The sequence below is a fragment of the Mesorhizobium sp. M1B.F.Ca.ET.045.04.1.1 genome, from assembly GCF_003952465.1.
Lineage (GTDB): Bacteria > Pseudomonadota > Alphaproteobacteria > Rhizobiales > Rhizobiaceae > Mesorhizobium > Mesorhizobium shonense.
In genome coordinates, this window is sequence record NZ_CP034448.1 from 156,897 (window position 1) to 178,684 (window position 21,788).

Consider the following 21,788-nt stretch of genomic DNA (forward strand, 5'->3'; position numbering starts at 1 on the left):
CGTCGCGATCCTTCACACCCCCCTCTGGCCTACCGGCCATCTCCCCCGCAAGGGGGGAGATTGAGCGCTCGGCGGGTTTTGCCAATCACCAACGTTGCAGGATAGAGCGGGGCGCAAGAACTGCTGATCTCCCCCCTTGCGGGGGAGATGTCCGGCAGGACAGAGGGGGGTGTGAAGGATCGCGACGTATAAAACTACACCCGCACAAACCCCTCGCTCGCCCTGAGCAGATTGCGCGTATAATCCTCGCTCACCCGATGCCCGATCAGCTGGCTCGCGGTCAGCGTCTCCACCGCCTCGCCGTTTTGCATCACCATCAGCCGCTCGCACATATGGGTGATGATGGCGAGGTCGTGGCTGACCATCAGGAAGGTGAGCTTGCGCCGCCGGCGCACCTCTTCGAGCAGGTTAAGCACCTCCGCCTGCACCGAGGCGTCGAGCGCCGAGGTCGGCTCGTCGAGCAAAAGGATCGAGGGTTCTAGGATCAGCGCGCGGGCAATCGCCACGCGCTGGCGCTGACCGCCGGAGAGCTGGTGCGCGTAGCGGAAGCGGAAGCCCTTGCCGAGGCCGACCTCATCCAGCGCGCGCTCGATGCGCTTCTCGCCGTCGGCGATGCCGTGGATGGCTAAAGGCTCCTGCAGCAGCCGGTCGACGGTCTGGCGCGGATGCAGCGAGCCGTAGGGATCCTGGAAGACCATCTGCACCTCGCGGTAGAAGGCCTTGTCGCGGGTTTTGCCCAGGCTCTTGCCGTTGACGGTGATGGTGCCCGAAGCGACCGGCGCCAGGCCGGTGATGGCCTTGAGCAGCGTCGATTTGCCGGAACCGCTTTCGCCGACCAGTCCGTAGGATTCGCCTTCCCGCACTTCGAGGTTCACGCCCTTGAGCGCGCGAAAACGGTCGAAGACTACCTCCAGCCCTTCGACGGAAAGCGCTGCCGTCATGCCGCCCACTCCGGCTTGCGGTCGAGCACCGGCAGCGGATGGCGCTCGAAACCGATCCGCGGCATGCAATTGAGCAGGCCGCGCGTATAAGGATGCCGGGCGTCGCGCAGCTCGGAGGCCTTGAGCTGCTCGACCACCTTGCCGGCATACATGACGACGACGCGGTCGCAGAATGAGGAGACCAGGCGCAGATCGTGCGAGATGAAGATCAGGCCCATGCCACGCTCGGCGACCAGCCGGTCGAGGATGTTGAGCACGTCGAGCTGCACGGTGACGTCCAGCGCCGAGGTCGGCTCGTCGGCGATCATCAGCTCCGGCCCGGCGATCAGCATCATGGCGATCATGGCGCGCTGGCCCATGCCGCCGGAGACCTCGTGCGGATGCAGGTCGAAGACCCGGCCCGGGTCGCGGATCTGCACCGCCCGCAGCATCTCCAGCGCCCGCTCGCGCGCCTCGGCCTTGGAGACTTTTTCGTGCGTGCGCAGCGTTTCGACGATCTGGCGGCCGATGGTCATCACCGGATCGAGCGAGTATTTCGGATCCTGCAGGATCATGGCGATGCGGTTTCCCCGCAGCGCCCGGCGCTGGCCCGGCGATATGGAGAGCAGATCGATGCCGTCGAAGCCGAGCTTCTTCGCCGAAACTATAGCCTGCGGCGGGGTCAGGCCCATGATGGCACGGCCGGTCTGCGACTTGCCGGAGCCGCTCTCGCCGACAATGCCGAGCCGCTCGCGGCCGAGCGAGAAGGAGACGCCGCGCACGGCTTGCACGACGCCGGTACGCGTCGGGAAGGTGACGCGCAGATCTTCGACGTCGAGCAGCGTGCCTTTTTGCTGCCTATCTGGATTGCCGCTCATCGGTCGTCGCTCATTGGTCACCACTCCGGGGATCGAGCGCGTCGCGCAAACCGTCGCCGAGCAGGTTGAAGCCGAGACTGACGATGAGGATGGCGGCGCCTGGTGCCGCGGCCACCCACCACTGGTCGAGGATGAAGCGGCGGCCGGACGCGATCATCGCGCCCCATTCGGGCAGCGGCGGCTGCGCGCCGAGGCCGAGGAAGCCGAGGCCGGCGGCGGTGAGGATGATGCCCGCCATATCGAGCGTCACCCGGATGATCAGCGAGGAGATGCAAAGCGGCATGATGTGGCGCAGCACGATACGGAAGGGCGAGGCGCCCATCAGTTGCACGGCTTTGATGTAGTCGGAGTTGCGCACCGTCAGCGTCTCGGCCCGCGCGATGCGCGCATATGGCGGCCAGGAGGTGATGGCGATCGCCAGCACCGCGTTCTCGATGCCGGGGCCAAGCGCCGCCACGAAGGCCAGCGCCAGCACCAGCTTCGGGAAGGCGAGAAAAATGTCGGTGATGCGCATCAGGATAGCGTCGGTCCAGCCGCCGGCATAGCCGGCGACAGTGCCGACGAGCAAACCTATCGGAGCCGCAATGATGGCGACGAGGATGACGACGTAGAGCGTCCAGCGCGAGCCGTAGACGATGCGCGAATAGATGTCGCGGCCAAGGTCGTCGGTGCCGAACCAGTGCGCGGCGCCCGGCGGCAGCAAGCGGGCATTCTTCAGGTCACCCACGGTCGGCGAATAGGGCGCCAGCACATCGGCAAAGGCGGCAACCGCCACCAGCGCGAGTATGATCAGCAGGCCGACAAGGGCCAGCCGGTTGGCTGAAAAACGCCGCCACGCGACATAGGCCCGGCCGAGCCTTGCCTGCATGCGCGATGCCGGCCGCTCGCTGAGCAGCCATTCGCGCCTGGATAAAGCTGTTTCCGCGCTCATCCGGCCTTGGTCCTCGGGTCGAGCAGCTGGTAGAGCAAATCGGACAGAAGGTTGATGCCGATGAACACCGAGCCGATGATGATGGTGCCGCCGAGCACCGCATTCATGTCGGCATTCTGCAACGAGTTGGTGATGTAGAGCCCGATGCCCGGCCAGGAGAAGACGGTTTCGGTCAGCACCGAGCCTTCGAGCAGGCTGGCATAGGACAGCGCGATCACCGTCACCATCGGCACCGCGGCGTTGCGCAGCGCATGGCCCCAGATGATGCGCGTTTCCGACAGGCCCTTGGCGCGCGCGGCGACGATGTATTCCTGCGCCATCTCGTTCAGCATGAAGGAGCGCGTCATGCGGCTGATATAGGCGAGCGCGAAGTAGCCGAGCAGCGAAGCCGGCAGGATGATGTGGCGGTAGGCGTCGTAGAAGACGTCCCACTGCCCCTGCATCGCTGCGTCGAGGAGATAGAAGCCGGTGATCGGCGTGAAAGTGTATTCGTAGACGACGTCGAGCCGCGCCGGGAAGGCGACCCATTGCAGCTTGGCGTAGAACAGCACGAGCCCGAGAAGCCCGAGCCAGAAGATCGGCACGGAATAGCCGATCAGGCCGATGATGCGCACGATCTGGTCGATGAGGCTGCCGCGCCGCACCGCCGCCAGCACACCGAGCGGCACGCCGATGACGGCGCCGATAATCGTGCCCAGCGTTGCGAGCTCGATCGTCGCCGGGAAGACGCGGCGGATGTCGGACATCACCGGATTGGTGGTCAGCACCGAGGTGCCGAAATCGCCGCGAAGCGCGCTTTTCACATAGATGTAGAACTGTTCGATCAGCGGCAGGTCGAGCCCCATCTCGCGGCGCGTGCGCTCGACGACGGCGGTCGGCGCCCGGTCGCCAAGCACGGCCAGCACCGGATCGATCGGGATGACGCGGCCGATGAAGAAGGTCACCGCGAGAAGACCGAGATAGGTCGTCACCGCGATGACCAGGAAGCGGCCGATCGATGATAAAATGGCCACGGCGCGGGCGCTGCCGCGCCCGGCCGCCGCCTGGTTTTCAGCTATGCTCACGCGGCGCGTCCGAAAACGCTATTCCTTCGAGACCGGCCCGACGAAGTTGGTGTCGAAGCTCGGTCCGAGCGCGAAGCCCTTGAGGTTCTTGCGCAGGCCGGCCACTTCGAGCTGCTGGTTGATGACGACGAAGGGGCTGGTGTCGAGGATCTTCTTCTGCAGATCCTTGTACATGTCGGCGCGCTTGGCCGAATCCTTTTCCAGCAGCGCCGCCTCGGTCTGCTTGGTCAGGTCCGGAATGTCCCAGGCATTGCGCCAGGCCAGGGTCTTGATCTTGGCGGCATCGGAATTGTCCGGGTTCGAAGCAAAGGTCTGGGCATTGGAGTTCGGATCGAAATAGTCCTGGCCCCAGTTGCCGATATAGATATCGTGGTTGCGGGCGCGGTACTTGGTCAGCGTCTGCTTGCCGTCGCCGGGGATGATCTCCAGCTTGATGCCGGCCTGGCCGAGCGTCTGCTGGATCGATTCCGCCATGCCGGTGGTGGGCTGGCCGGTGCGCACGTCCATGGTCACGCTGAAGCCGTCCGCGAGGCCGGCCTTGGCGAGCAGTTCCTTGGCCTTGGCGACGTCAAGCTTGAACGGGTTGTCGTCGATCGCGCCGAGGTCGCCCTTGGGCAGGAAGGACTGGTGGATCTCGCCGATGCCCTTGAGGATGGTCGAGCCCAGCGCGTCATAGTCGACCAGGTATTTGAACGCCTGCCTGACCTCCGGCTTGGCGAGGTTGGCGTTCTTCTGGTTGAGGCTGATGTAATAGACCGTGCCCTTCGGCGCGCTGGTGGTGGTGAGATCGGCGTTCTTGGCGATGGCGTCGAGGTCGTTCGGCTCGAGGTTGCGGGCGACGTCGATGTCGCCGGCTTCCAACGCCAGACGCTGCGCCGAACTTTCCTTCATGTAGCGGTAGATGACGCGGGCGAGCTTCGCCTTTTCGCCGTTATAATTGTCGTTGCGTTCCAGAACGACGACTTCATTGGCGCGCCATTCGCGCAGCTTGTACTGGCCCGAGCCGGCATAGCCGGTCTTCAGCCAGGCGTTGCCGAAGTCGTTGTCCCATTTGTAGTCGGCGCTCGGCGTGACGGCGGCGACATGTTCCTTGACCAGCTTGCCGTCGACGACCGAAGCGACGGTGGCCGACAGGCAGTTCAGCACGAAGCTCGGCGCGTAGGCCTTGTCGACGACGAATTGGAAAGTCGTGTCGTCGACCGCCTTGGCCTTCTCGGTGACGTTGTCGCCGCTGATGCCCAACTGGTTGATGATGAAGGCCGGGCTCTTGTCGAGCTTGATGGCGCGCTCGAAGGAATAGGCGACGTCGGCCGCGGTGATCGGATTGCCGGAAGCGAACTTCATGCCGGGCTTCAGCTTGAAGGTGTAGGTCAGGCCGTCGTCAGAAACGGTCCAGCTCTCGGCAAGGTCGCCCTTCACCTTGGAGGTGTCGCTGAGGTCGAGGCGGACCAGAAGATCATAGGTGTTGCCGGTGACCTCGGCGGTCGACAGCTCGAACGCCTCGCCCGGATCCATCGTGATGATGTCGTCGAAGGCGAAGCCTTCGACCAGCGTGTCGGCAGGCGTGACCGCAAAAGCGGGCGCGGCAAGCAGCGCAGACATCGCCACACCCGCAAGCAAGCCACGGAGAGCAAACTTTTCCAGCATCATGATGATCGTTCCCTGTTTTGTTGACCTGAGTTCCCGGCTCAGGGCTGCATTATTCTTCTCGAAGCCGACGGCGGCTCGGACCGCTTACCGTCGTGGTTTTTGTCCAGTTGGTCAACACCCTATTCGGCGGCGTTCGAACCAGCAACGCGCATTTTGCGAAACAGCTTATTGGGCCAGAACCGGCCGCCGCGAGTCGACCCATGCACCGGCTAATCGAAGGCTCCAATCGGGAAAAATCTGGCTAACTTTCGACGCCTGGAAGTCGCCCGTCATTTCACCTGCGCAACCAGGCTCGCGTCGGGAAAGCAGGTCGCGGCCTTGCCGTTCTTCGACTGCCAGGTGCCGATCGAGCGACGCGTCTTGAAACCGGGCAGGCCATCGGCGCTGCCGACATCATAGCCCTTCGCCTCCAGCGCCCGCTGGAGCGATGCGATATCGGACCGGTGGAGATCGCCGACCGGGCCCCAGTCGCCGGCAAAGGTGGCGTCGCCCTTGGCGATGCGGTCGGCGGCGTGGCCGATGAACAGCGCATAGAGGTCGCTGGTGTTATACTCCTTCAGAACATAGAAGTTCGGCGTAACGAGGAAGGCCGGGCCGCTGCGCCCGGCCGGCATCAGAAGGAAGCCCTCGGCTTTCAGCTCGCTCGCCTGGAACGCCTTGCCGTCCGCGCGCCTGACGCCCATCGCCACCCAGTCGGAAATCTTCTTGCCCTGATCGGGTCCTTCGAGCGAGCAGGAGACGTTGGCCGGCGCGATCACCTCGGTCCCCCAGCCGCGCCCCCTCACCCAGCCGTAGTGGACAAGGTAATTGGCGATCGAGGCGAGCACGTCCGGCGTCGAATTCCAGATGTCGGGCCGGCCGTCGCCGTCGAAATCGACGGCATGCTTGAGGAAAGACGTCGGCATGAATTGCGGCTGGCCGAGCGCGCCGGCCCAGGACGACTTCATCGCGTTGACCGGGGCGAGCCCGCGCTCGACGAGCTCGAGCGCCGCCAGCACCTCCGTGCGGAAGAAATCCTTCTTGGTCGACATGAACGCCTTGGTGCCCAGCACCTCGAAGGCGTCGTAAGGCATCCTGGCCGCGCCGAAGCCGGTCTCGCGACCCCAGATCGCCAGCACGATCTCGCCAGGCACGCCGTAACGCTTCTCGATCAGCCCGAGCACTCTTGCGTTGCTGCTCTCGCGCGACCGTCCGCCGGCGGTGACGGGGCGAATGATCTTCTCGGCGAAATAGTTGGCGGGCGGACCGAACTCGGCCTGATGCTGTTTTTCAGGCGTCGTCGGCTTCTTGCCGGGCATGACGAGGTCCGGCAATTTCAGGTTCGGCTTCACGCCGATGAAGGCGGCGTCGAAGGTTTTTTTGGAGATGCCCTTGGCCTGCGCCTCGGGCCAGAGGTCGTTTTGCAGCCAGGCCTGGAACTGGTCGTCGATGGGGGCGGCGCGGGAGGGGGTCGAAACGCCCAACGCCATAGCGATTACAACGAAGATCGTGACGGCCAATCCATAGAAGCCGCGTTCCTTCACACCCCCTCTGTCCTGCCGGACATCTCCCCCGCCAGGGGGGAGATCAGATGACGCGCAGGCTTTCGCCAATCACCAACGCCGCAGGATGACGCAGGGCGCCAAAACAGCCAATCTCCCCCCTTGCGGGGGAGATGTCCGGCAGGACAGAGGGGGGTGGGACGGAGTGCAATCGCTTCAGAAGAAGAACCCATCACAAGCCCCCTCCCCACTCCCTCAAAACGCCGTCCTCGATCGCAGCGCGGCGGCCAGCGTGCCTTCGTCGAGATAGTCGAGCTCGCCGCCGACCGGCACGCCATGCGCGAGTCTGGTCACCTTGATGTCGAGGCCCGAGAGCTGGTCGGTCAGGTAGTGCGCCGTGGTCTGGCCCTCGACGGTGGCGTTGACGGCGAGGATCACTTCCTTCACCTCGCCGCCGGCCACACGGTCGACCAGCGAGCGGATGTTGAGCTGGTCGGGGCCGATGCCGTCGAGCGGCGACAGCGTGCCGCCGAGCACGTGGTAGCGCACGTTCATGGCGGCGGCGCGCTCCAGCGCCCAGAGGTCGGAGACGTCCTCGACGACGATCAGGGTGCCGGCGTCGCGGCGCGGGTCGGTGCAGATCATGCAAGGGTCGGAGGTGTCGACATTGCCGCAGGTCGAGCAGATGCGCACCTTGTCGACAGCCTCGCCCATGGCGGCGGCCAAAGGTTCGAGCAACTGCTCCTTCTTCTTGATGAGATGGAGGGCCGCGCGCCTGGCCGAACGCGGCCCGAGCCCCGGCACCTTGGCCAGGAGCTGGATCAGGCGTTCGATCTCTGGACCGGCGATTCGTTTCGACATCGCCTTGATCTAGGATTTTTCCGGGCGGTTTGGAACAGCCGCAATGACACAAGGCCCGCCCATGCTGCCATGGCGGGCCTTTGTGTCGGATGCCGTTGGCCTCAGTAGGCTTCGAGCGGCCGGTTCTGGCTCACGATCAGCGCGCCGATGGCGTCGGTGTTCTCAGGTGTCGACTGGAAACCCATCGCCGCTTCCTGCGGCGCGCTTGGAACGGAGGTGACGTACCGGCCCTTCAACGTGCCGCCGAAACGCGACGCGTCCGGCTCCTCCATCGGTTCCTGCATCGCCACCACGATCGGCTTCGCCGTGACTCGGCCGGACTTCTGCGCCGGCGCGGCGGAAGCCGTCATATAGGTCTGCTCGGCGGGGGCGGTTGCAGGCTCACCCATCCGCGCCGGTGCGGCAGCAGCGGTCATAGCGGCCTGCTTGGCCGGATCGGCATGGACAATCGTCTTGACCACCGGCTCGGCGGAAGCGACGAGCACCGGAGCGGCAGGGTCGGTCTTCTGCGACTTGCCGGAGGCCATGGCGACCACGGGCTCATCCGGCAGCGGCTGCCAGTTGCGGCCGCGCTTCTCATAGAAGGCGTTGCCGCCGGCAACCATCGTGTAATGCATGTTGTTGTAAGGGAAGCGCAGGCCGGCGGTGTGGAAATACATCGTGTTCTTGAGCTTGGCCTTGCGCTCGCCCTTGAGCACCGCCTCGGCGGCCTCCTCGACGTCGGGCAGCGCCCTCGAATTCATCGGCCGGGTCAGCACGCCGGGAGCGAACTGACCCCTCTCGCCGACGACCTCGCAGATGGTGCTGCCGTGCTGGCCCGAGCGCAGCCGGTTCATCACGACCGTGCCGACGGCGATCATGCCGTCGCGGCTCGATCGGTTGGACTCGAAGAACATAGCCCTTTGCAGGCACTCCTTGTCCTTCATCGTGTATTTGTAGGAACGCGAACTGAGGAAGCTCGGCGTGACGGCGTCGGCCAGGCTCGCCACCGACATGCCATGTGAAGCGGTCTGGCTGCAGCCGGCCAGGAACAAGGGGGAAGCGGCGATGCCGATAAGCAGCAGCGGCGTCTTCCATCGCGTCGCGATCAACAAAAAAGCCTCATTTCCAGATGCCAGCCCGCCCCGAGATGTGGCAAGAATGAGACTCTTTCAGGCAAAAAGATGGCTAGATGGTTAGCAACCTCTGGACTTGGGTAAAACTTTATGAATGTCGCGAAATGAACCTGTGAGCATTGCCGGCAAAATGGTTAATATAGCGGCCCGAGCTCGATTTTCGTTCATAATCAATTAACTGGCGGCAGCCGCCTCAGAACGGCAATTTCATTCCGGGTGGTATAGGCAGACCTGCCGTCAGCGCCTTGGTCTTTTCCTGCATAACCTGCTCGACCTTATTTTTGGCGTCATTGTGAGCGGCCAAAAGCAGGTCCTCGAGGATCTCGACCTCGTCGTCCTTGAGCAGCGACGGATCGATCTTCAGCGCCTTCATTTCGAACTTGCCGGTCAGCGTCACGCTGACCAGTCCGCCACCCGCCTGTCCGGTGGCTTCCAGCGTGGCGATCTCGTCCTGCATGGCCTGGAACTTGGCCTGCATTTCCTTCGCCTTGCCCATCAGGCCGAGAAGATCTTTCATTGCAAACGTCCTCTTATTTCTTCAAATCTCGTCGTCGTCGGCGGCCGGCTCGACCGGCAGGTTAGCCCCGGTCTCTTCCACGTCCGGCACATCCGGAATGCGCACGTCGATGATCTTGGCGCCGGGAAAGCGGGCGAGAATGGCGGCGACCGTCGGGTCGCTCCTGGCATCGGAGAAGGCGTTCTCGCGCTTCGTCGTCTCCATTTCGGCCAGCGTCTGGCCGCCTTCCTCCTTCGACAGCGAGACCAGCCAGTTGCGGCCGGTCCAGGCGCGCAGCTTCGCGGTCAGGTCGTTGAGCAGCATCTTCGGCGCATCGTCGGTCAGGGTGACGTCGATGCGGCCAGGCTCGATACGCACGGGCCTTACGCAACGTTTCACGAGCACCTTGAAGGCCATGTCGCGATTGGCGTCGGCAAGTGCAACAATGTCGGCCAGCGATTTGACCGGCACGACGGGAGTTTCAACGACCGGCTCCGGCGCCGGAGCGAAGGTCGCGGGCACGGGCTGCGCCTCGACCAGGCGCATCGTCTGCGCGCCGCCGGTGGAGGTCGGCATCCGGGCCTGCGCCACGGCACTTGCGCCGCCGCCATTGCCGGCGGGCGCTCCGTTGGCGCGCGGCGCGCCATTCGGCACGGTTGCCGCGCCTTCCAGCGATTTCAGCGCCTCGTCCAGCGTCGGCAGGTCGGCGGCGTGCGCCAGCCGGATCAGCACCATCTCGCCGGCGCTGACCGGACGGTTGGAGGACTGCACCTCGGGAATGCCCTTGAGCAGCATCTGCCAGGTTCGCGACAGCACGCGCACCGACAGCGCGCTCGCGAACTCGGCACCGCGCCGGCGTTCGTCCTCGGAGAGCGAAGCGTCGTCTGCCGCGGCCGGCACGAAACGCAGCCGGGTGACGAGGTGATTGAATTCGGCAAGATCGGTGAGCACGGCGGCTGGATCGGCGCCGGTGTCGTATTGCGCGCGGAACTCGGCCAAGGCCGCCGCGACATCGCCCTTCATGACATGCTCGAACAGGTCGATGATGCGGGCACGGTCGGCAAGCCCCAGCATGGCGCGCACCGCCTCGGCACTGACCGTGCCGCTGCCATGGGCGATCGCCTGGTCGAGGATGGAGAGCGAATCGCGCGCCGAGCCTTCGGCCGCGCGAGCGATCATCGCCAGGGCCTCGTCGTCGACGGAAATGCCCTCCTTGGCGGCAATCGAGGAAAGATGCGCGACCAGCGCGCCGGCGTCGATGCGCCTCAGATCGAAGCGCTGGCAACGCGACAGGACCGTGATCGGCACCTTGCGGATCTCGGTGGTGGCGAAGATGAATTTGACGTGCGGCGGCGGCTCTTCCAGCGTCTTCAACAGGCCGTTGAAGGCCTGGGTGGAGAGCATGTGCACTTCGTCGATGATGTAGACTTTGTAGCGGGCCGAGACCGGCGCATAGCGCACGCGGTCGATGATGTCCCTGATGTCATCGATGCCGGTGTGGGAGGCGGCGTCCATCTCGATGACGTCGACATGGCGGCCTTCCATGATCGCCTGGCAATGCTCGCCTGGGACCGACAGGTCGACCGAGGGCTGGTCGACGGTCGCGGTCTTGTAGTTGAGCGCCCGTGCCAGAATGCGCGCGGTCGTCGTCTTGCCGACACCGCGCACGCCGGTCAGCATCCAGGCCTGGGCGATGCGGCCGGTGGCGAAGGCGTTGGTCAGCGTGCGGACCATCGGCTCCTGGCCGATCAGCTCGGAGAAATTCGAGGGGCGATATTTGCGCGCCAGCACGCGATAGGCGCCGGCCTTTTCCGTCTCCGGATTTTTTGGCCCCAAATTTCCGGCTTCGCTCATTCGCCGTCAAAAGCTCCAAGGACTGCAGGCGGCCGATTCCTGCGCATAGTCTCGCCCGCACGGCTCGGCGCCGTCAATGTCGCGGGAGAAAGGCGAAGAGGCGGGAGGCTGGAACAATGACCCGTTCCGGGCTCGTTAGGGCTGCTTCCTTCCGGACCTGACCCGGTTGGCGAGTGGATCGTCCACCACCAACCTCCCGCGCTCCATATCGGCAATTCGGCGGCGAAATGCAAGGGTGGAGGTGAATGACCCGCCGGGCCACGCAGGCGCGGAAGCCTTTAAATCGACAATAGCGGCCAATGATTCGCTTGCAGCCACCTTGCCGCCGCTCTAGCGTTCCCCGGTTTGGAAAATATTACAAAAGCGAAGGAAACGCCCATGCTGCCTGGCCTCAAGGCCGGATTCACGCTGGACGCCCGGTTGGAGGCGGACAGTGAGCAGCTGATGTGGCTCGGCCTGTGCGAGCTCAGGCTGATGAACGATCGCCGCTGGCCGTGGCTGGTCCTGGTGCCGCAGCGGCCGGGCGTTGAGGAAATCCACGATCTGACGCCGCTCGACCAGACGATGCTGACCTTCGAGACCAATATGGTGGCGCAGGCGCTGAAGCGGGTGACCGGCTGCACCAAGATCAACACCGGTGCCTTGGGCAACATCGTGCGCCAGCTGCATGTCCATGTCATCGCCCGTAGCGAGGGCGATCCCGGCTGGCCGGGGCCGGTCTGGGGGCACGGCATGCGCGAGCCCTATCAGCGCCCCGAGATCCGCCGGTTTGCCGAAACGATCAAGGCAGCGCTATAAGCCGACCAGTGTCCATCCTGCACCTTGAGTCCCCCAACCTCGAGTCACCATGAGCTTTCGCCTGTTTGACGCGCCATTGCGCGAGCCGAGCCAGTTCGTCGGTTTCGCCGGAAACCGGATCGACCGGCAATCGGAAAACCGCGCCGACGACGCCGTCGAGAAGGCGCTTGCCGAACAATCGGCACGGCTGATGCTGATGCATGGCGGCAGGCTCTATCTCAAACTTAAAGACGGCCAGTTCGACCCCTGGTTCGAGGCGGCGGAAAGCCAGGGCTTCGAGGCTTCGCTTGACCACGGCGTGCTGCTCGGCCTTTCGGACAGCGGTCCGGTGCTTGCGGTGCCGGCCGGCATCGAGCCGGAAAATCTGCCGGAAGCGGTGAAGGCGATCGACTACCGTTCGGTCTACATGCAGGGCCTGATCGACGAGGCGGCCGCCGGGGCGCTGGCGCAGGGTGCTGCGCTGCTCGCCTGGCACGCCAGCCATGCGTTCTGCAGCAAGTGCGGCAACCGCTCGGAAATGCGCGCCGGCGGCTACAGGCGACATTGCCCGGCCTGCGGCACCGACCATTTCCCGCGCACAGATCCGGTGGCGATCATGCTGACGGCGACGCGCGAGAAATGCCTGCTCGGGCGCGGCCGGCATTTCGCGCCGGGCATGTATTCGGCGCTTGCCGGCTTCATCGAGCCCGGCGAGACGATCGAGGCGGCGGTGCGCCGCGAGACGCTGGAAGAGGCAGGCATAAAGCTCGGCCGCGTCGTCTACCACGCCAGCCAGCCCTGGCCGTTTCCTTACTCGCTGATGATCGGCTGCTTCGGCGAGCCGCTCAACGAGGACATCCAGGCCGACCTCAACGAGCTGGAGGACTGCCGCTGGTTTTTCCGCGACGAGGTGCGCTCGATGCTGGACAGAACGCATGCCAGCGGCTTGATCACGCCGCCGAAGGGGGCGATCGCGCATCACCTCATCCGCGCCTGGGTCGACAGCGAATAGGAGCAGGGAAATGATCCGCCATACCGTCGTGTTCACGCTGAAGCATCCGCCGCATTCGCTGGAGGCGAAGCGGTTCCTGCACGATGCCAAGAAGATCCTGACAGCGATCAAGGGTGTCACGCATTTCGAGCAGCTGCGCCAGGTCAGCCCCAAGAACGACTACCAGTTCGGCTTCTCGATGGAGTTCGCCGACCAGGCCGCCTACACGAGATACAACGAGCACCCCGACCACGTCGCCTTCGTCCGGGACCGCTGGGTGCCGGAGGTCGAGGCGTTCATGGAGATCGACTACGTGCCTTTGGGTTGGGGTTAGGCGCTCAAAACAACCGCATCGCCCAAGTGGCCATTGCGAAGCCACAACGGGGCGGCACCTATCGAGCGCGAAACTCACCTTCTGGCGGCCTTTGGAGAATGGTTTCGATCTCGGCCATCACGGTCTCTGACAGCGGCCCGAATTCCATGGCTGCAGCATTCTCAACAGCCTGCGCGGGCGTTTTCGCGCCCGGGATGGGGTGAATGTTGCAACCTTTCGACAGCAGCCAGCACAAGGCTCCCTGACCGAGCGTCCGCCCGCCAGCGGTGAGCAAATCGCGGATTGCATCGATCTGCCTGGTCAGTTCGGAACGGGCGCGCGATGCTTCAAAGTATACCTGCCAATCCGCGGGAACCGACCTGACATCGTCCGGTGGAACCGCACGTCCGTCCGAGAATTTCCCCGTTAACACGCCCATGGCGAGCGGCGACCGGATCAGCTGGGCCAACCCGTTGTTATGTGCGGTTTCGCACATCGACGGTGCATCGAAGAAGACGTTCATCGAATGCTGGACCGTTGAAAAGCCGCTCCGGTCAGCGAATGCCTGGACACTTGATGGAAAGTCGGTGCTCCAGCCATAGCTTCGAATGGCCCCGACACGGACAAGCTGCTCCAAGACCTCAAACGCCGGTTCCGCATGTTCGACGGTGAGATCGTTCAGGTGAAGCAACATCACGTCGATGCAATCGCGACCTAGCCGGCGAAGGCTCTCACCGACCGACCAGCGCACATATTCGGGGTCGAACCTTGGGCCAGTCATCTGGCGGGAAGCCGGATCGAAGGAATGGCCGAACTTCGACACGACAACTGCTTCAGAACGGCCTGAGAGCGCCTTGCCCAAAAGCTCCTCCGAGTGCCCGGCTCCATACACCGCCGACGTATCGAAGAGCCGGATTCCACCATCCCATGCCGCGTGAATGGTTTTTACGGATTGGCTGCCGTCAGCGCCGGAATATCCGACCGGGATCTCGCCTGACCAAAAGTGGCCACCGATCGCCCAGCAACCCATGCCGATGCGCGATCCAAGGTGAATTTTCGGCGCCATATCTGTGTTCTCCGCTGACTGCACGGTCTTGATATGGCGCCAGATCGACGTCAGATGGGAGACTACAAAAATGAAGAGAGTGGCGCATGAATGAAATGGCTATCGACTGGTCGGACCTGAGAATCTTTCTGGCGGTCGCACGCGATGGAAGCCTTTCGTCTGCGGCGAAGACTGTTGGTCAGAGTGCGGCAACGCTGAGCCGACATATCGTCGATCTTGAACGAGCGTTGGGTGCGGAGTTGTTCTCCCGGCTGCCATCCGGCTATGAGTTGACGGCAGCAGGTCGAGCACTGACATCTCAGGCTGAGACCATCGAGCAGCGGTTCCTGGATATCCGCCGGGAATTCTCACGACGAAACGTGTCGGCGCCCATCCGTGTGTCCGCGGGCACCTGGATGACGTGGTACCTGGCGCGCAACATCGAAAAACTGGGAGTGACCGACCGCAGCATTGTCTTCAGCGCTGTTGAAGAGGTGCAGAACATAGGCAGGCGCGAGGCGTTGATCGGGATCCGCAACCGGAGGCCGTCCGAGCCAGGACTCGCGGCTCGGAGGACAAAGACCGTAGCATTTGCCCCCTATTCACACCCAAATGCCGTACGAAAAGCTGATTGGATCGCGGCTACGGTGAACACACCATCAGCAATCTGGGTGCGCGCCCACAAACGAGATCAAATCCGCTTTGAAGTCACTCAACCGCGCTCACTCCTTGACCTCGCGCTTGCTGGCGCTGGCCATGTGGTATTGCCCTGCTTTGTTGGCGATGCCCACAACGATCTGGTTCGCACTGATGGCGTGATCGAGGAACTGTCGCACGAACAATGGTTGGTGGTGCATGGCGATGATCGCAAATTGCCAGAGGTGCGTGCGACGATCGATAGGATCGCACGACTCATTGGTTCGGATCGAGCCTTCGACACCGCAATCCGGCAGGCCGCTGATTGTGTTTGACCTATTGTGTTGCCAAAAATGGTTTTCGGAACGCCCCGTTCAAACAAGAGAGCTAATCCGCCACCTTCCACTGCTCACGCGACGCACTCGCCGGATAGACGCCGAGGATGCGCATCTCGCGCGAGAAGAAGCGCAGTTCGTCGAGCGCCAGCTTGACCAGCGGGTCGTCCGGGTGGCCCTCTATATCGGCATAGAACAGCGTCGCGGTGAAGGCACCGAGCTGATAGCTCTCCAGCTTGGTCATGTTGATGCCGTTGGTGGCGAAGCCGCCCATGGCCTTGTAGAGCGCGGCCGGTACGTTGCGGACGCGGAAGATGAAGGTGGTCATCATCTTGGCGTCCGGCGAAGGCCGCTCGGCCCATTGCTTGTTCTTGGTCAGCACGACGAAGCGGGTGACATTGGAGTCGGTATCCTCGACATTCTTCTCGATGATGTCGAGGCCGTAGAGCTCGGCTGCGAGCGCGGGCGCGAGCGAAGCCATGGTGCGATCCCTGACCTCGGAAACCATCTTGGCCGAACCCGCCGTATCGCCGGCGACAACCGGCTTCCAACCGTTCTTGCGGATGTATTTGCGGCACTGGCCAAGCGCGTGGATATGGCTGTGCACGCTTCTGATCTCCTCGCGCTTGACGCCCGGCAGCACCATCAGCTGGAAGTGGATCGGCAAAAAATACTCGCCGACGATGTGCAGCCGCGATTCCGGCAGCAGGTGATGGATGTCGGCGACACGGCCCGCGATCGTGTTCTCGATCGGGATCATGGCGAGCTCGGCCTTGCCGGTCTCCACCGCGTTGAAGGCGTCCTCGAAGGTCGGACAGGGCAACGGCTCCATCGACGGGAACATGTTGCGGCAGGCTGTGTCGGAATTGGCTCCGGGCTCGCCCTGGAAGGAAATTCTGTTGGTCTTTTCAGGCATGCGCCAAAGTCTCTCTGGATATCTCAGTTTGAAAGGATCTGCCTGGCGCGCTCGAGATCGTCCGGCGTGTCGACGCCGAGCGGTAGCGACCGGACGATCTCGGCATCGATGCGCATGCCGGCTTCGAGCGCCCGAAGCTGCTCCAGCCGCTCACGGCGCTCCAGTGGCGACGGCTTCAGCGCGACGAAGCGTTCGAGCGCGGCGCGACGATAGGCGTAGAGGCCGATGTGGTGATAGAGCGGGCCCTCCCCCCACGGCGCCGTGGCGCGAGTGAAATAGAGCGCCTTCAGCCTTGTCGCGGAGAGCGGCGAGCCGACGATCTTGACGACGTTCGGATTGGTCTTCTCGTCGTCGCGGACGATCTCGACACCGAGCGTGGCGATGTCGACCGCCGGGTCGGCGAAGGGCCGCAGCGACGCGCCGATGTTTTCAGGGTCGATCGTCGGCAGATCGCCCTGCACATTGACGATGGTCTCGACCTTTTTCTGCGGGTCAAGCTCGGTGAGCGCCTCGAAGATGCGGTCGGAGCCCGATTCGTGATCCGCGCGCGTCATCACCGCCTCGAAACCGTGCTCCCGAACCGCTTGCGCCACGGCCTCCGTATCGGTCGCCACCACCACGCGGCCGAGCCCTGCCTCGGCGCCGCGGCGGGCGACATGGACGATCATCGGCGCGCCGGCGATGTCGGCCAGCGGCTTGCCCGGCAGGCGCGTCGAGGCCATGCGGGCGGGGATCAGGATCAATGTCGACATGGGACTTTTGGGGCAGCCGGGAAAGCTTATGGAAAAGTGGCAAAACGTCTCACTGGAAGCGCCCTTATATGTGTTGCAACGCCGAAGCAAAAGACCTAGTTTCCGCCCGATTTGACTGGCCCCTCCGGGCCTTTGACGATACCGACGGACGGAGTGGACGGGACGGTCCGCCGGAAAAGGGAGCAAGGGGCGTATGGATTCCAACGAAGTCAACAAGCTGCTCGCCGGATTCCTCGGAACCGTCTTCGTGGTCTTTTCGGTCGGCATCGTCTCGAACGCGCTGTTCGCTTCGCCAGCGCCCGAGAAGCCTGGCTTCGCCATCGAGGCGGCCGAGCCGGCGGAAGGCGGCGGCGCCGCCGCGCCGGCTGCCGAAGCCAAGCCGATCGCCGACCTGCTCGCCACCGCCAATGCCGAGGCGGGCGCCGCCATCTTCAAGAAGTGCCAGGCCTGCCACTCCGGCGAGAAGGGCGGCCCGAACAAGGTCGGTCCGGATCTGTGGGACATCGTCGACCGCCCCGTCGCCGAGCACGAGGGCTTCGCCTATTCGGCCGGCATGAAGGATTTTTCCAAGGGCGGCGCCGAGAAGTGGACCTACGACAACCTCAACCACTTCATCACCTCGCCAAAGAAGTTCGTGAAGGGCACGGCGATGGGTTTCGCCGGCCTGCCGAAGGATGAAGACCGCGCCAATGTGATCGCCTATCTGCGCACGCTGTCGGACAATCCGAAGCCGCTGCCGCAGCCGGGCGCTTCGGCCGAAGCCAAGCCCGCCGAGGGCGCGAAGCCGGCGGAAGGTGCCGCACCCGCCAAGCCGGCAGAAGGCGCCGCCCCGGCGAAGCCCGTGGCACCTGCTCAATAAACAATTTGTCATAGAGGCAACCTCAGAAAAGCCGGGTTCGTCCCGGCTTTTTCTGTTAGGAAAACCGCATATGCGGCTACAAAAGCCGGCACTTGCGGTTTTCACAGGCGTCAAATGATCTAGATTGCCGTGAGTACTGTTCGCGACGAGGAGAACGCATGACGGTCGGCCGCTTCCGGACGTTTTTCGCATTGATGCTGGCGGTTGCTTTCGCCGCAAGCGTGCAGGCCAGCTCCGCCGACGAATGGCACACCACCTCCTCGCTGATCGGCCCTTCCAAATACGGCGAGAATTTCCAGCGTTACGACTACGTCAATCCGGATGCACCCAAGGGAGGCATGTTCAACTCCGTCGTTGTCGGCACCTTCGACAGCTTCAATCCCTATATAGTGCAGGGATCGCCGGCCGCCGGCTTCGCGCAGTTCGGCGGCGGGCTGCTCTACGACACGCTGATGGACCAGGCGACCGATGAAGGCAGCGTCAGCCACCCGCTGATCGCCGAGGCCTACAAATACCCGCCGGACTATTCGTCGGCGACCTACCGCCTCGACCCGCGCGCCAAGTGGCATGACGGCCAGCCGATCACAGTCGACGACGTGATCTGGTCGTTCCAGGTGTTGAAGGCCAACAGTCCGATGTACAGCCGCTATTTCGAGAACGTAACCGACGCCGTCGCCGTCTCCGATCACGAGGTCGAGTTCCATTTCAACCAGAGGGGCAATCGGGAATTGCCCAAGATCCTCGGCGACCTCGTAGTGCTGCCGAAGCACTGGTGGGAGGGCACCGACGCCGGCGGCAAGAAGCGCGACGTCACCAGGCCGACGCTGGAGCCGCCGCTGGGTTCCGGCGCCTACAAGATCGCCAGCTTCAAGCCGGGCTCTGAAATCGTCTGGCAGCGCGTGCCCGATTATTGGGGCGCCAAGCTGCCGGTGAAGATCGGCCGTGAGAATTTCGACACCCAGCGCTTTACCTATATCCTGGACGACAATGCCGCCTGGCAGGCCTTCACCAAGGGCGGGCTCGACGACATCAAGCCGGAAAACAGCTCGCGACGCTGGGCGACGGCCTACAACTTTCCGGCGGTGAGCGCTGGCGACGTGGTCAAGAAGGAATTCAAGACAACGTCACCCGAGCCGATGCAGGCTTTCGTGCTGAACCAGCGGCGGCCGCTGTTCCAGGATCGGCTCGTGCGCGCCGCGCTGACCTATCCGTTCGACTTCGAAACGATGAACCGCACGCTGTTCTACAACTCGAACACGCGCACCCACAGCTATTTCGAGGGCACGGAACTGGCGTCGAGCGGGCTGCCGCAGGGCAAGGAGCTCGAAATCCTGGAGAAGTATCGCGACAAGCTGCCGCCGGAGCTGTTCACCCAGGAATTCAAGCTGCCGGTCTACGACGCACCGCAAGCCGAGCGCAAATATCTGAAACAGGCGGTCGACCTGTTCGCCAAGGCAGGCTGGGTGATCAAGGGCGGCAAGATGGTGAATGCCAAAACCGGCGCGCCGTTCAAGTTCGAAATACTCGGCTCGAACGACACCGACCAGGTCATCGCCAGCCCCTGGATCGCCAATCTGCGCAAGATCGGCGTCGATGCGACGCTGCGGATCATCGACCAGACGCAGTACATCAACCGCGTCAACAATTTCGACTACGACGTCATTACCAGCATACTCCAGCAATCGGAATCGCCCGGCAACGAGCAGCGCGACTTCTGGAGTTCGAAGGCGGCGGACACGCCGGGATCGCGCAATTATTCCGGCATCAAGAACCCGGTGGTCGACGCGCTCGTCGACCGCATCATCTTCGCCACCGACCGCGACGATCTCGTCGCCGCCACCCATGCGCTCGATCGGGTGCTGTTGTGGAATTACTATGTCGTGCCGCAATACTACCGCGCGGTGGTCTGGCTCGCCTACTGGAACAAGTTCGGCATGCCGGAAAAGCAGCCCAGCTACCGCGGCGCCGACATCGATTCCTGGTGGGTCGACCCGGAGAAGGAAAAGGCGCTGGCCGGCAAGTACAAAGGCCTCGATTGATGCGGCGTCTGCTTCCTCGTCGCGATTTCCTGGCGCTCGGCGCCGCGGCAGGCGCCGCTGCGCTGCTGCCGGGCCGGGCGTTTGCCGAGACGCCGACCGGGGTCAAGTTGCATGGCCTGTCGGCCTTCGGCGACCTGAAATACAAGCCCGACTTCACGCATTTCGACTACGTCAATCCGGACGCGCCGAAGGGCGGCCAGATGAATTTCGCGCCGCCGAACGCCACCTTGAATCAGAGTTTCCTGACATTCAACACGTTGAATTCCCTGGTGCTGAAAGGCGATTCGCCGCCGCGCACGGAACTCTGCTTCGATTCGCTAATGACAAGCGCACTCGACGAACCGGACGCGATGTATGGCGTGCTTGCCGAGTCCGTTACCTTGTCGCAAGACCGCAACGGCTTCCGCTTCACCCTGCGACCGCAAGCGCGATTCCACGATGGCACACCTCTTACCGCCGAGGACGTCGCCTTCGCATTGAAGCTGTACAAGGACCAGGGCCATCCAAACCTGTCCAAGGCGTTGCGCTATTTGACGGAGGCGGCTGCCATCGATGCCGTCACCCTCAACCTGACCTTCAACGGCGAACAATCCGCGCAGAACATTCTTACGGTCGTAGGAATGCCGATCGTGTCCAAAGCCTTTTATACGGCCAATGACTTCGATGCCTCGACGATGACGCCGCCGCTCGGCTCCGGACCATACAAGATGGGGCGCGTCGTGGCTGGACAGACTATCGAGTATGAACGCGTCGCCGACTATTGGGGCCGCGATCTCGCCGTGAACCGTGGCCTTAACAATTTCGACCGCATTCGTATCGACTTCTACCTCGATCGCCAGGCAGCATTTGAAGCCTTCAAGAAGGGCGACACGCATTTTCGCGAAGAATTCACCTCGCGGGTATGGGCAACCGGTTATGACTTTCCGGCGCTTAAGGATGGCAAGGTCGTCAAACGGGAATTTCCCGGCGAGAAATCGCCCGACATGCAGGCGGTCGCGCTGAACCAGCGTCGTCCGCAATTCCGCGATGTGCGCGTGAGACTGGCGATTGCCAATTGCTTCGACTTCGAATGGACCAGGCGCGTCCTGTTTTTTGGTTCTTACGAGCGTTCGCATTCGAATTTCGAACGCTCGGACTATAAGGCTGAGGGCTTGCCCTCGGCCCAGGAACTGGCCCTGCTGGAACCGTTTCGAGCCGAGTTGCCGCCAGAAACCTTCGGCGAGCCGGTCATGCAGCCCGTATCCGACGGTTCAGGCCGCGACCGCAAACTGCTCGGCAAGGCTTCAAAACTGCTCGCCGAAGCCGGCTGGAAGCGGGCGGGCGATTTCGTGGTCAATGAAAAGGGGGAGCGGCTTCGGGTGGAAATGCTCGCCGAAGACGATGGCATCGTCCGTCTCTTCACCAAATGGTCCGAGAATATGAAGGCGATTGGGATCGACGCGTCGATCCGGCAGGTCGATTCGACACAATATGAAGAGCGGCAGAGCGATTTCGACTTCGATTTCAACCTGCTCCATTGGTCTATCGGGGCAACGCCCACTGCCGACGGCCTGGAGATGCTCTACGACTCGCGGATGGCGAAGATCCCGGGGCAGCGCAACTATCCGGGTACCGAAAGCAAGGCCATCGACGCACTGATCGTGGCCGCAGGCAAGGCGAAAAGCCGAACAGAACTCGTCACGGCGCTCAGGGCGCTCGACCGGGTCTTGCGCGCGCGGCTAGACTGGATTCCAACATACTATCTCGCGAATCACCGCGTCGCCTATTGGGACATGTTCGGTGTTCCCGAGCAGAAACCCGATTTCGGCTTTCCGGTCGAAACGGCGTGGTGGTTCGACAAAGGCAAGGCGGCAAAGATTGGCAAAGCCTGACATG

Annotated in this window: 20 protein-coding genes and 1 other RNA gene; 7 read left to right on the top strand and 14 right to left on the bottom strand. The window is 63.3% G+C overall.

All coding sequences use genetic code 11. The features are described 5' to 3' along the window. Window positions 1-194: 194 nt before the first annotated feature. The 11 genes from EJ071_RS00720 to ffs all read right to left on the bottom strand — a co-directional run bounded on the left by EJ071_RS00720 (window position 195) and on the right by ffs (window position 11,447). Window positions 195-941, bottom strand: coding sequence for an ABC transporter ATP-binding protein (locus EJ071_RS00720; RefSeq protein ID WP_126096357.1), 747 nt, complete (start codon window positions 939-941; stop codon window positions 195-197). After that, the gene (locus EJ071_RS00725) at window positions 938-1,798 is read right to left on the bottom strand and encodes an ABC transporter ATP-binding protein (RefSeq protein ID WP_126096358.1); all 861 of its coding nucleotides are present in this window, start codon (window positions 1,796-1,798) and stop codon (window positions 938-940) included. Before EJ071_RS00725 ends, EJ071_RS00720 begins: the two co-directional genes overlap by 4 nt. Before the next feature lie 10 nt (window positions 1,799-1,808). Beyond that, complete coding sequence (gene nikC, locus EJ071_RS00730; protein ID WP_126096359.1) at window positions 1,809-2,729, bottom strand: nickel transporter permease; 921 nt, start codon at window positions 2,727-2,729, stop codon at window positions 1,809-1,811. Next, entirely contained in the window at window positions 2,726-3,793 is a 1,068-nt protein-coding gene (locus tag EJ071_RS00735) for an ABC transporter permease (RefSeq protein ID WP_126096360.1), read from the bottom strand. Before EJ071_RS00735 ends, nikC begins: the two co-directional genes overlap by 4 nt. Window positions 3,794-3,811: 18 nt before the next feature. After that, window positions 3,812-5,443: an ABC transporter substrate-binding protein gene (locus EJ071_RS00740; RefSeq protein WP_126096361.1), complete on the bottom strand. Its 1,632-nt coding sequence runs from the start codon at window positions 5,441-5,443 to the stop codon at window positions 3,812-3,814. A gap of 269 nt (window positions 5,444-5,712) precedes the next feature. After that, window positions 5,713-6,912, bottom strand: a complete 1,200-nt coding sequence (locus tag EJ071_RS00745) for a lytic murein transglycosylase (protein ID WP_126102432.1) — start codon at window positions 6,910-6,912, stop codon at window positions 5,713-5,715. A 267-nt stretch (window positions 6,913-7,179) separates the two neighbouring features. Continuing rightward, window positions 7,180-7,785, bottom strand: coding sequence for a recombination mediator RecR (gene recR, locus EJ071_RS00755; protein ID WP_126096363.1), 606 nt, complete (start codon window positions 7,783-7,785; stop codon window positions 7,180-7,182). A gap of 101 nt (window positions 7,786-7,886) precedes the next feature. Next, window positions 7,887-8,876, bottom strand: coding sequence for a cell wall hydrolase (locus EJ071_RS00760; protein ID WP_126096364.1), 990 nt, complete (start codon window positions 8,874-8,876; stop codon window positions 7,887-7,889). A 217-nt stretch (window positions 8,877-9,093) separates the two neighbouring features. Then, complete coding sequence (locus EJ071_RS00765) at window positions 9,094-9,417, bottom strand: YbaB/EbfC family nucleoid-associated protein (protein ID WP_071101772.1); 324 nt, start codon at window positions 9,415-9,417, stop codon at window positions 9,094-9,096. A gap of 21 nt (window positions 9,418-9,438) precedes the next feature. Continuing rightward, window positions 9,439-11,250 (bottom strand): DNA polymerase III subunit gamma/tau, encoded by a 1,812-nt coding sequence (locus EJ071_RS00770; RefSeq protein ID WP_126096365.1) that lies wholly within the window; start codon window positions 11,248-11,250, stop codon window positions 9,439-9,441. A 100-nt stretch (window positions 11,251-11,350) separates the two neighbouring features. Continuing rightward, an RNA gene (gene ffs, locus EJ071_RS00775) (signal recognition particle sRNA small type) lies at window positions 11,351-11,447 on the bottom strand. Window positions 11,448-11,628: 181 nt separating this feature from the next. On the opposite strand from ffs, the gene EJ071_RS00780 reads away from it, so the two are divergent. Genes EJ071_RS00780 through EJ071_RS00790 form a run of 3 tightly spaced genes read left to right on the top strand, consistent with a single transcriptional unit; the run spans window position 11,629 to window position 13,352 of the window. Continuing rightward, complete coding sequence (locus EJ071_RS00780) at window positions 11,629-12,048, top strand: HIT family protein (protein ID WP_126096366.1); 420 nt, start codon at window positions 11,629-11,631, stop codon at window positions 12,046-12,048. A 49-nt stretch (window positions 12,049-12,097) separates the two neighbouring features. Further along, window positions 12,098-13,039, top strand: coding sequence for an NAD(+) diphosphatase (nudC, locus tag EJ071_RS00785; protein WP_126096367.1), 942 nt, complete (start codon window positions 12,098-12,100; stop codon window positions 13,037-13,039). A 10-nt stretch (window positions 13,040-13,049) separates the two neighbouring features. Then, the gene (locus tag EJ071_RS00790) at window positions 13,050-13,352 is read left to right on the top strand and encodes a Dabb family protein (protein ID WP_126096368.1); all 303 of its coding nucleotides are present in this window, start codon (window positions 13,050-13,052) and stop codon (window positions 13,350-13,352) included. A gap of 58 nt (window positions 13,353-13,410) precedes the next feature. On the opposite strand, the gene EJ071_RS00795 is transcribed toward EJ071_RS00790, so the two are convergent. Next, window positions 13,411-14,397, bottom strand: coding sequence for an aldo/keto reductase (locus tag EJ071_RS00795; protein WP_245460146.1), 987 nt, complete (start codon window positions 14,395-14,397; stop codon window positions 13,411-13,413). Window positions 14,398-14,483: 86 nt separating this feature from the next. Here EJ071_RS00795 and EJ071_RS00800 point away from each other — a divergent pair, with 86 nt between their 5' ends. Further along, on the top strand, window positions 14,484-15,347 hold the full coding sequence (locus EJ071_RS00800; protein ID WP_126096369.1) for a LysR family transcriptional regulator: 864 nt from the start codon (window positions 14,484-14,486) through the stop codon (window positions 15,345-15,347). Window positions 15,348-15,399: 52 nt separating this feature from the next. Here EJ071_RS00800 and EJ071_RS00805 read toward each other — a convergent pair whose 3' ends face one another. Beyond that, window positions 15,400-16,263 carry a prephenate dehydratase gene (locus EJ071_RS00805; protein WP_126096370.1) on the bottom strand — a complete coding sequence of 288 codons (864 nt, stop codon included), beginning with the start codon at window positions 16,261-16,263 and terminating at the stop codon, window positions 15,400-15,402. 23 nt (window positions 16,264-16,286) lie between these two features. Continuing rightward, complete coding sequence (locus tag EJ071_RS00810) at window positions 16,287-17,015, bottom strand: 3-deoxy-manno-octulosonate cytidylyltransferase (protein ID WP_126096371.1); 729 nt, start codon at window positions 17,013-17,015, stop codon at window positions 16,287-16,289. 193 nt (window positions 17,016-17,208) lie between these two features. Between EJ071_RS00810 and EJ071_RS00815 the strand changes: the two genes are divergently transcribed. From EJ071_RS00815 to EJ071_RS00825, 3 genes are all read left to right on the top strand, one after another. Continuing rightward, a complete protein-coding gene (locus EJ071_RS00815; protein ID WP_126096372.1) occupies window positions 17,209-17,874 on the top strand; it encodes a cytochrome c family protein in 666 nt (221 codons plus the stop codon). A 158-nt stretch (window positions 17,875-18,032) separates the two neighbouring features. Then, the gene (locus tag EJ071_RS00820; RefSeq protein WP_126096373.1) at window positions 18,033-19,913 is read left to right on the top strand and encodes an extracellular solute-binding protein; all 1,881 of its coding nucleotides are present in this window, start codon (window positions 18,033-18,035) and stop codon (window positions 19,911-19,913) included. After that, window positions 19,913-21,784, top strand: coding sequence for an extracellular solute-binding protein (locus EJ071_RS00825; RefSeq protein ID WP_126102434.1), 1,872 nt, complete (start codon window positions 19,913-19,915; stop codon window positions 21,782-21,784). The genes EJ071_RS00820 and EJ071_RS00825 overlap by 1 nt, the downstream gene beginning before the upstream one ends. Window positions 21,785-21,788: the final 4 nt, after the last annotated feature.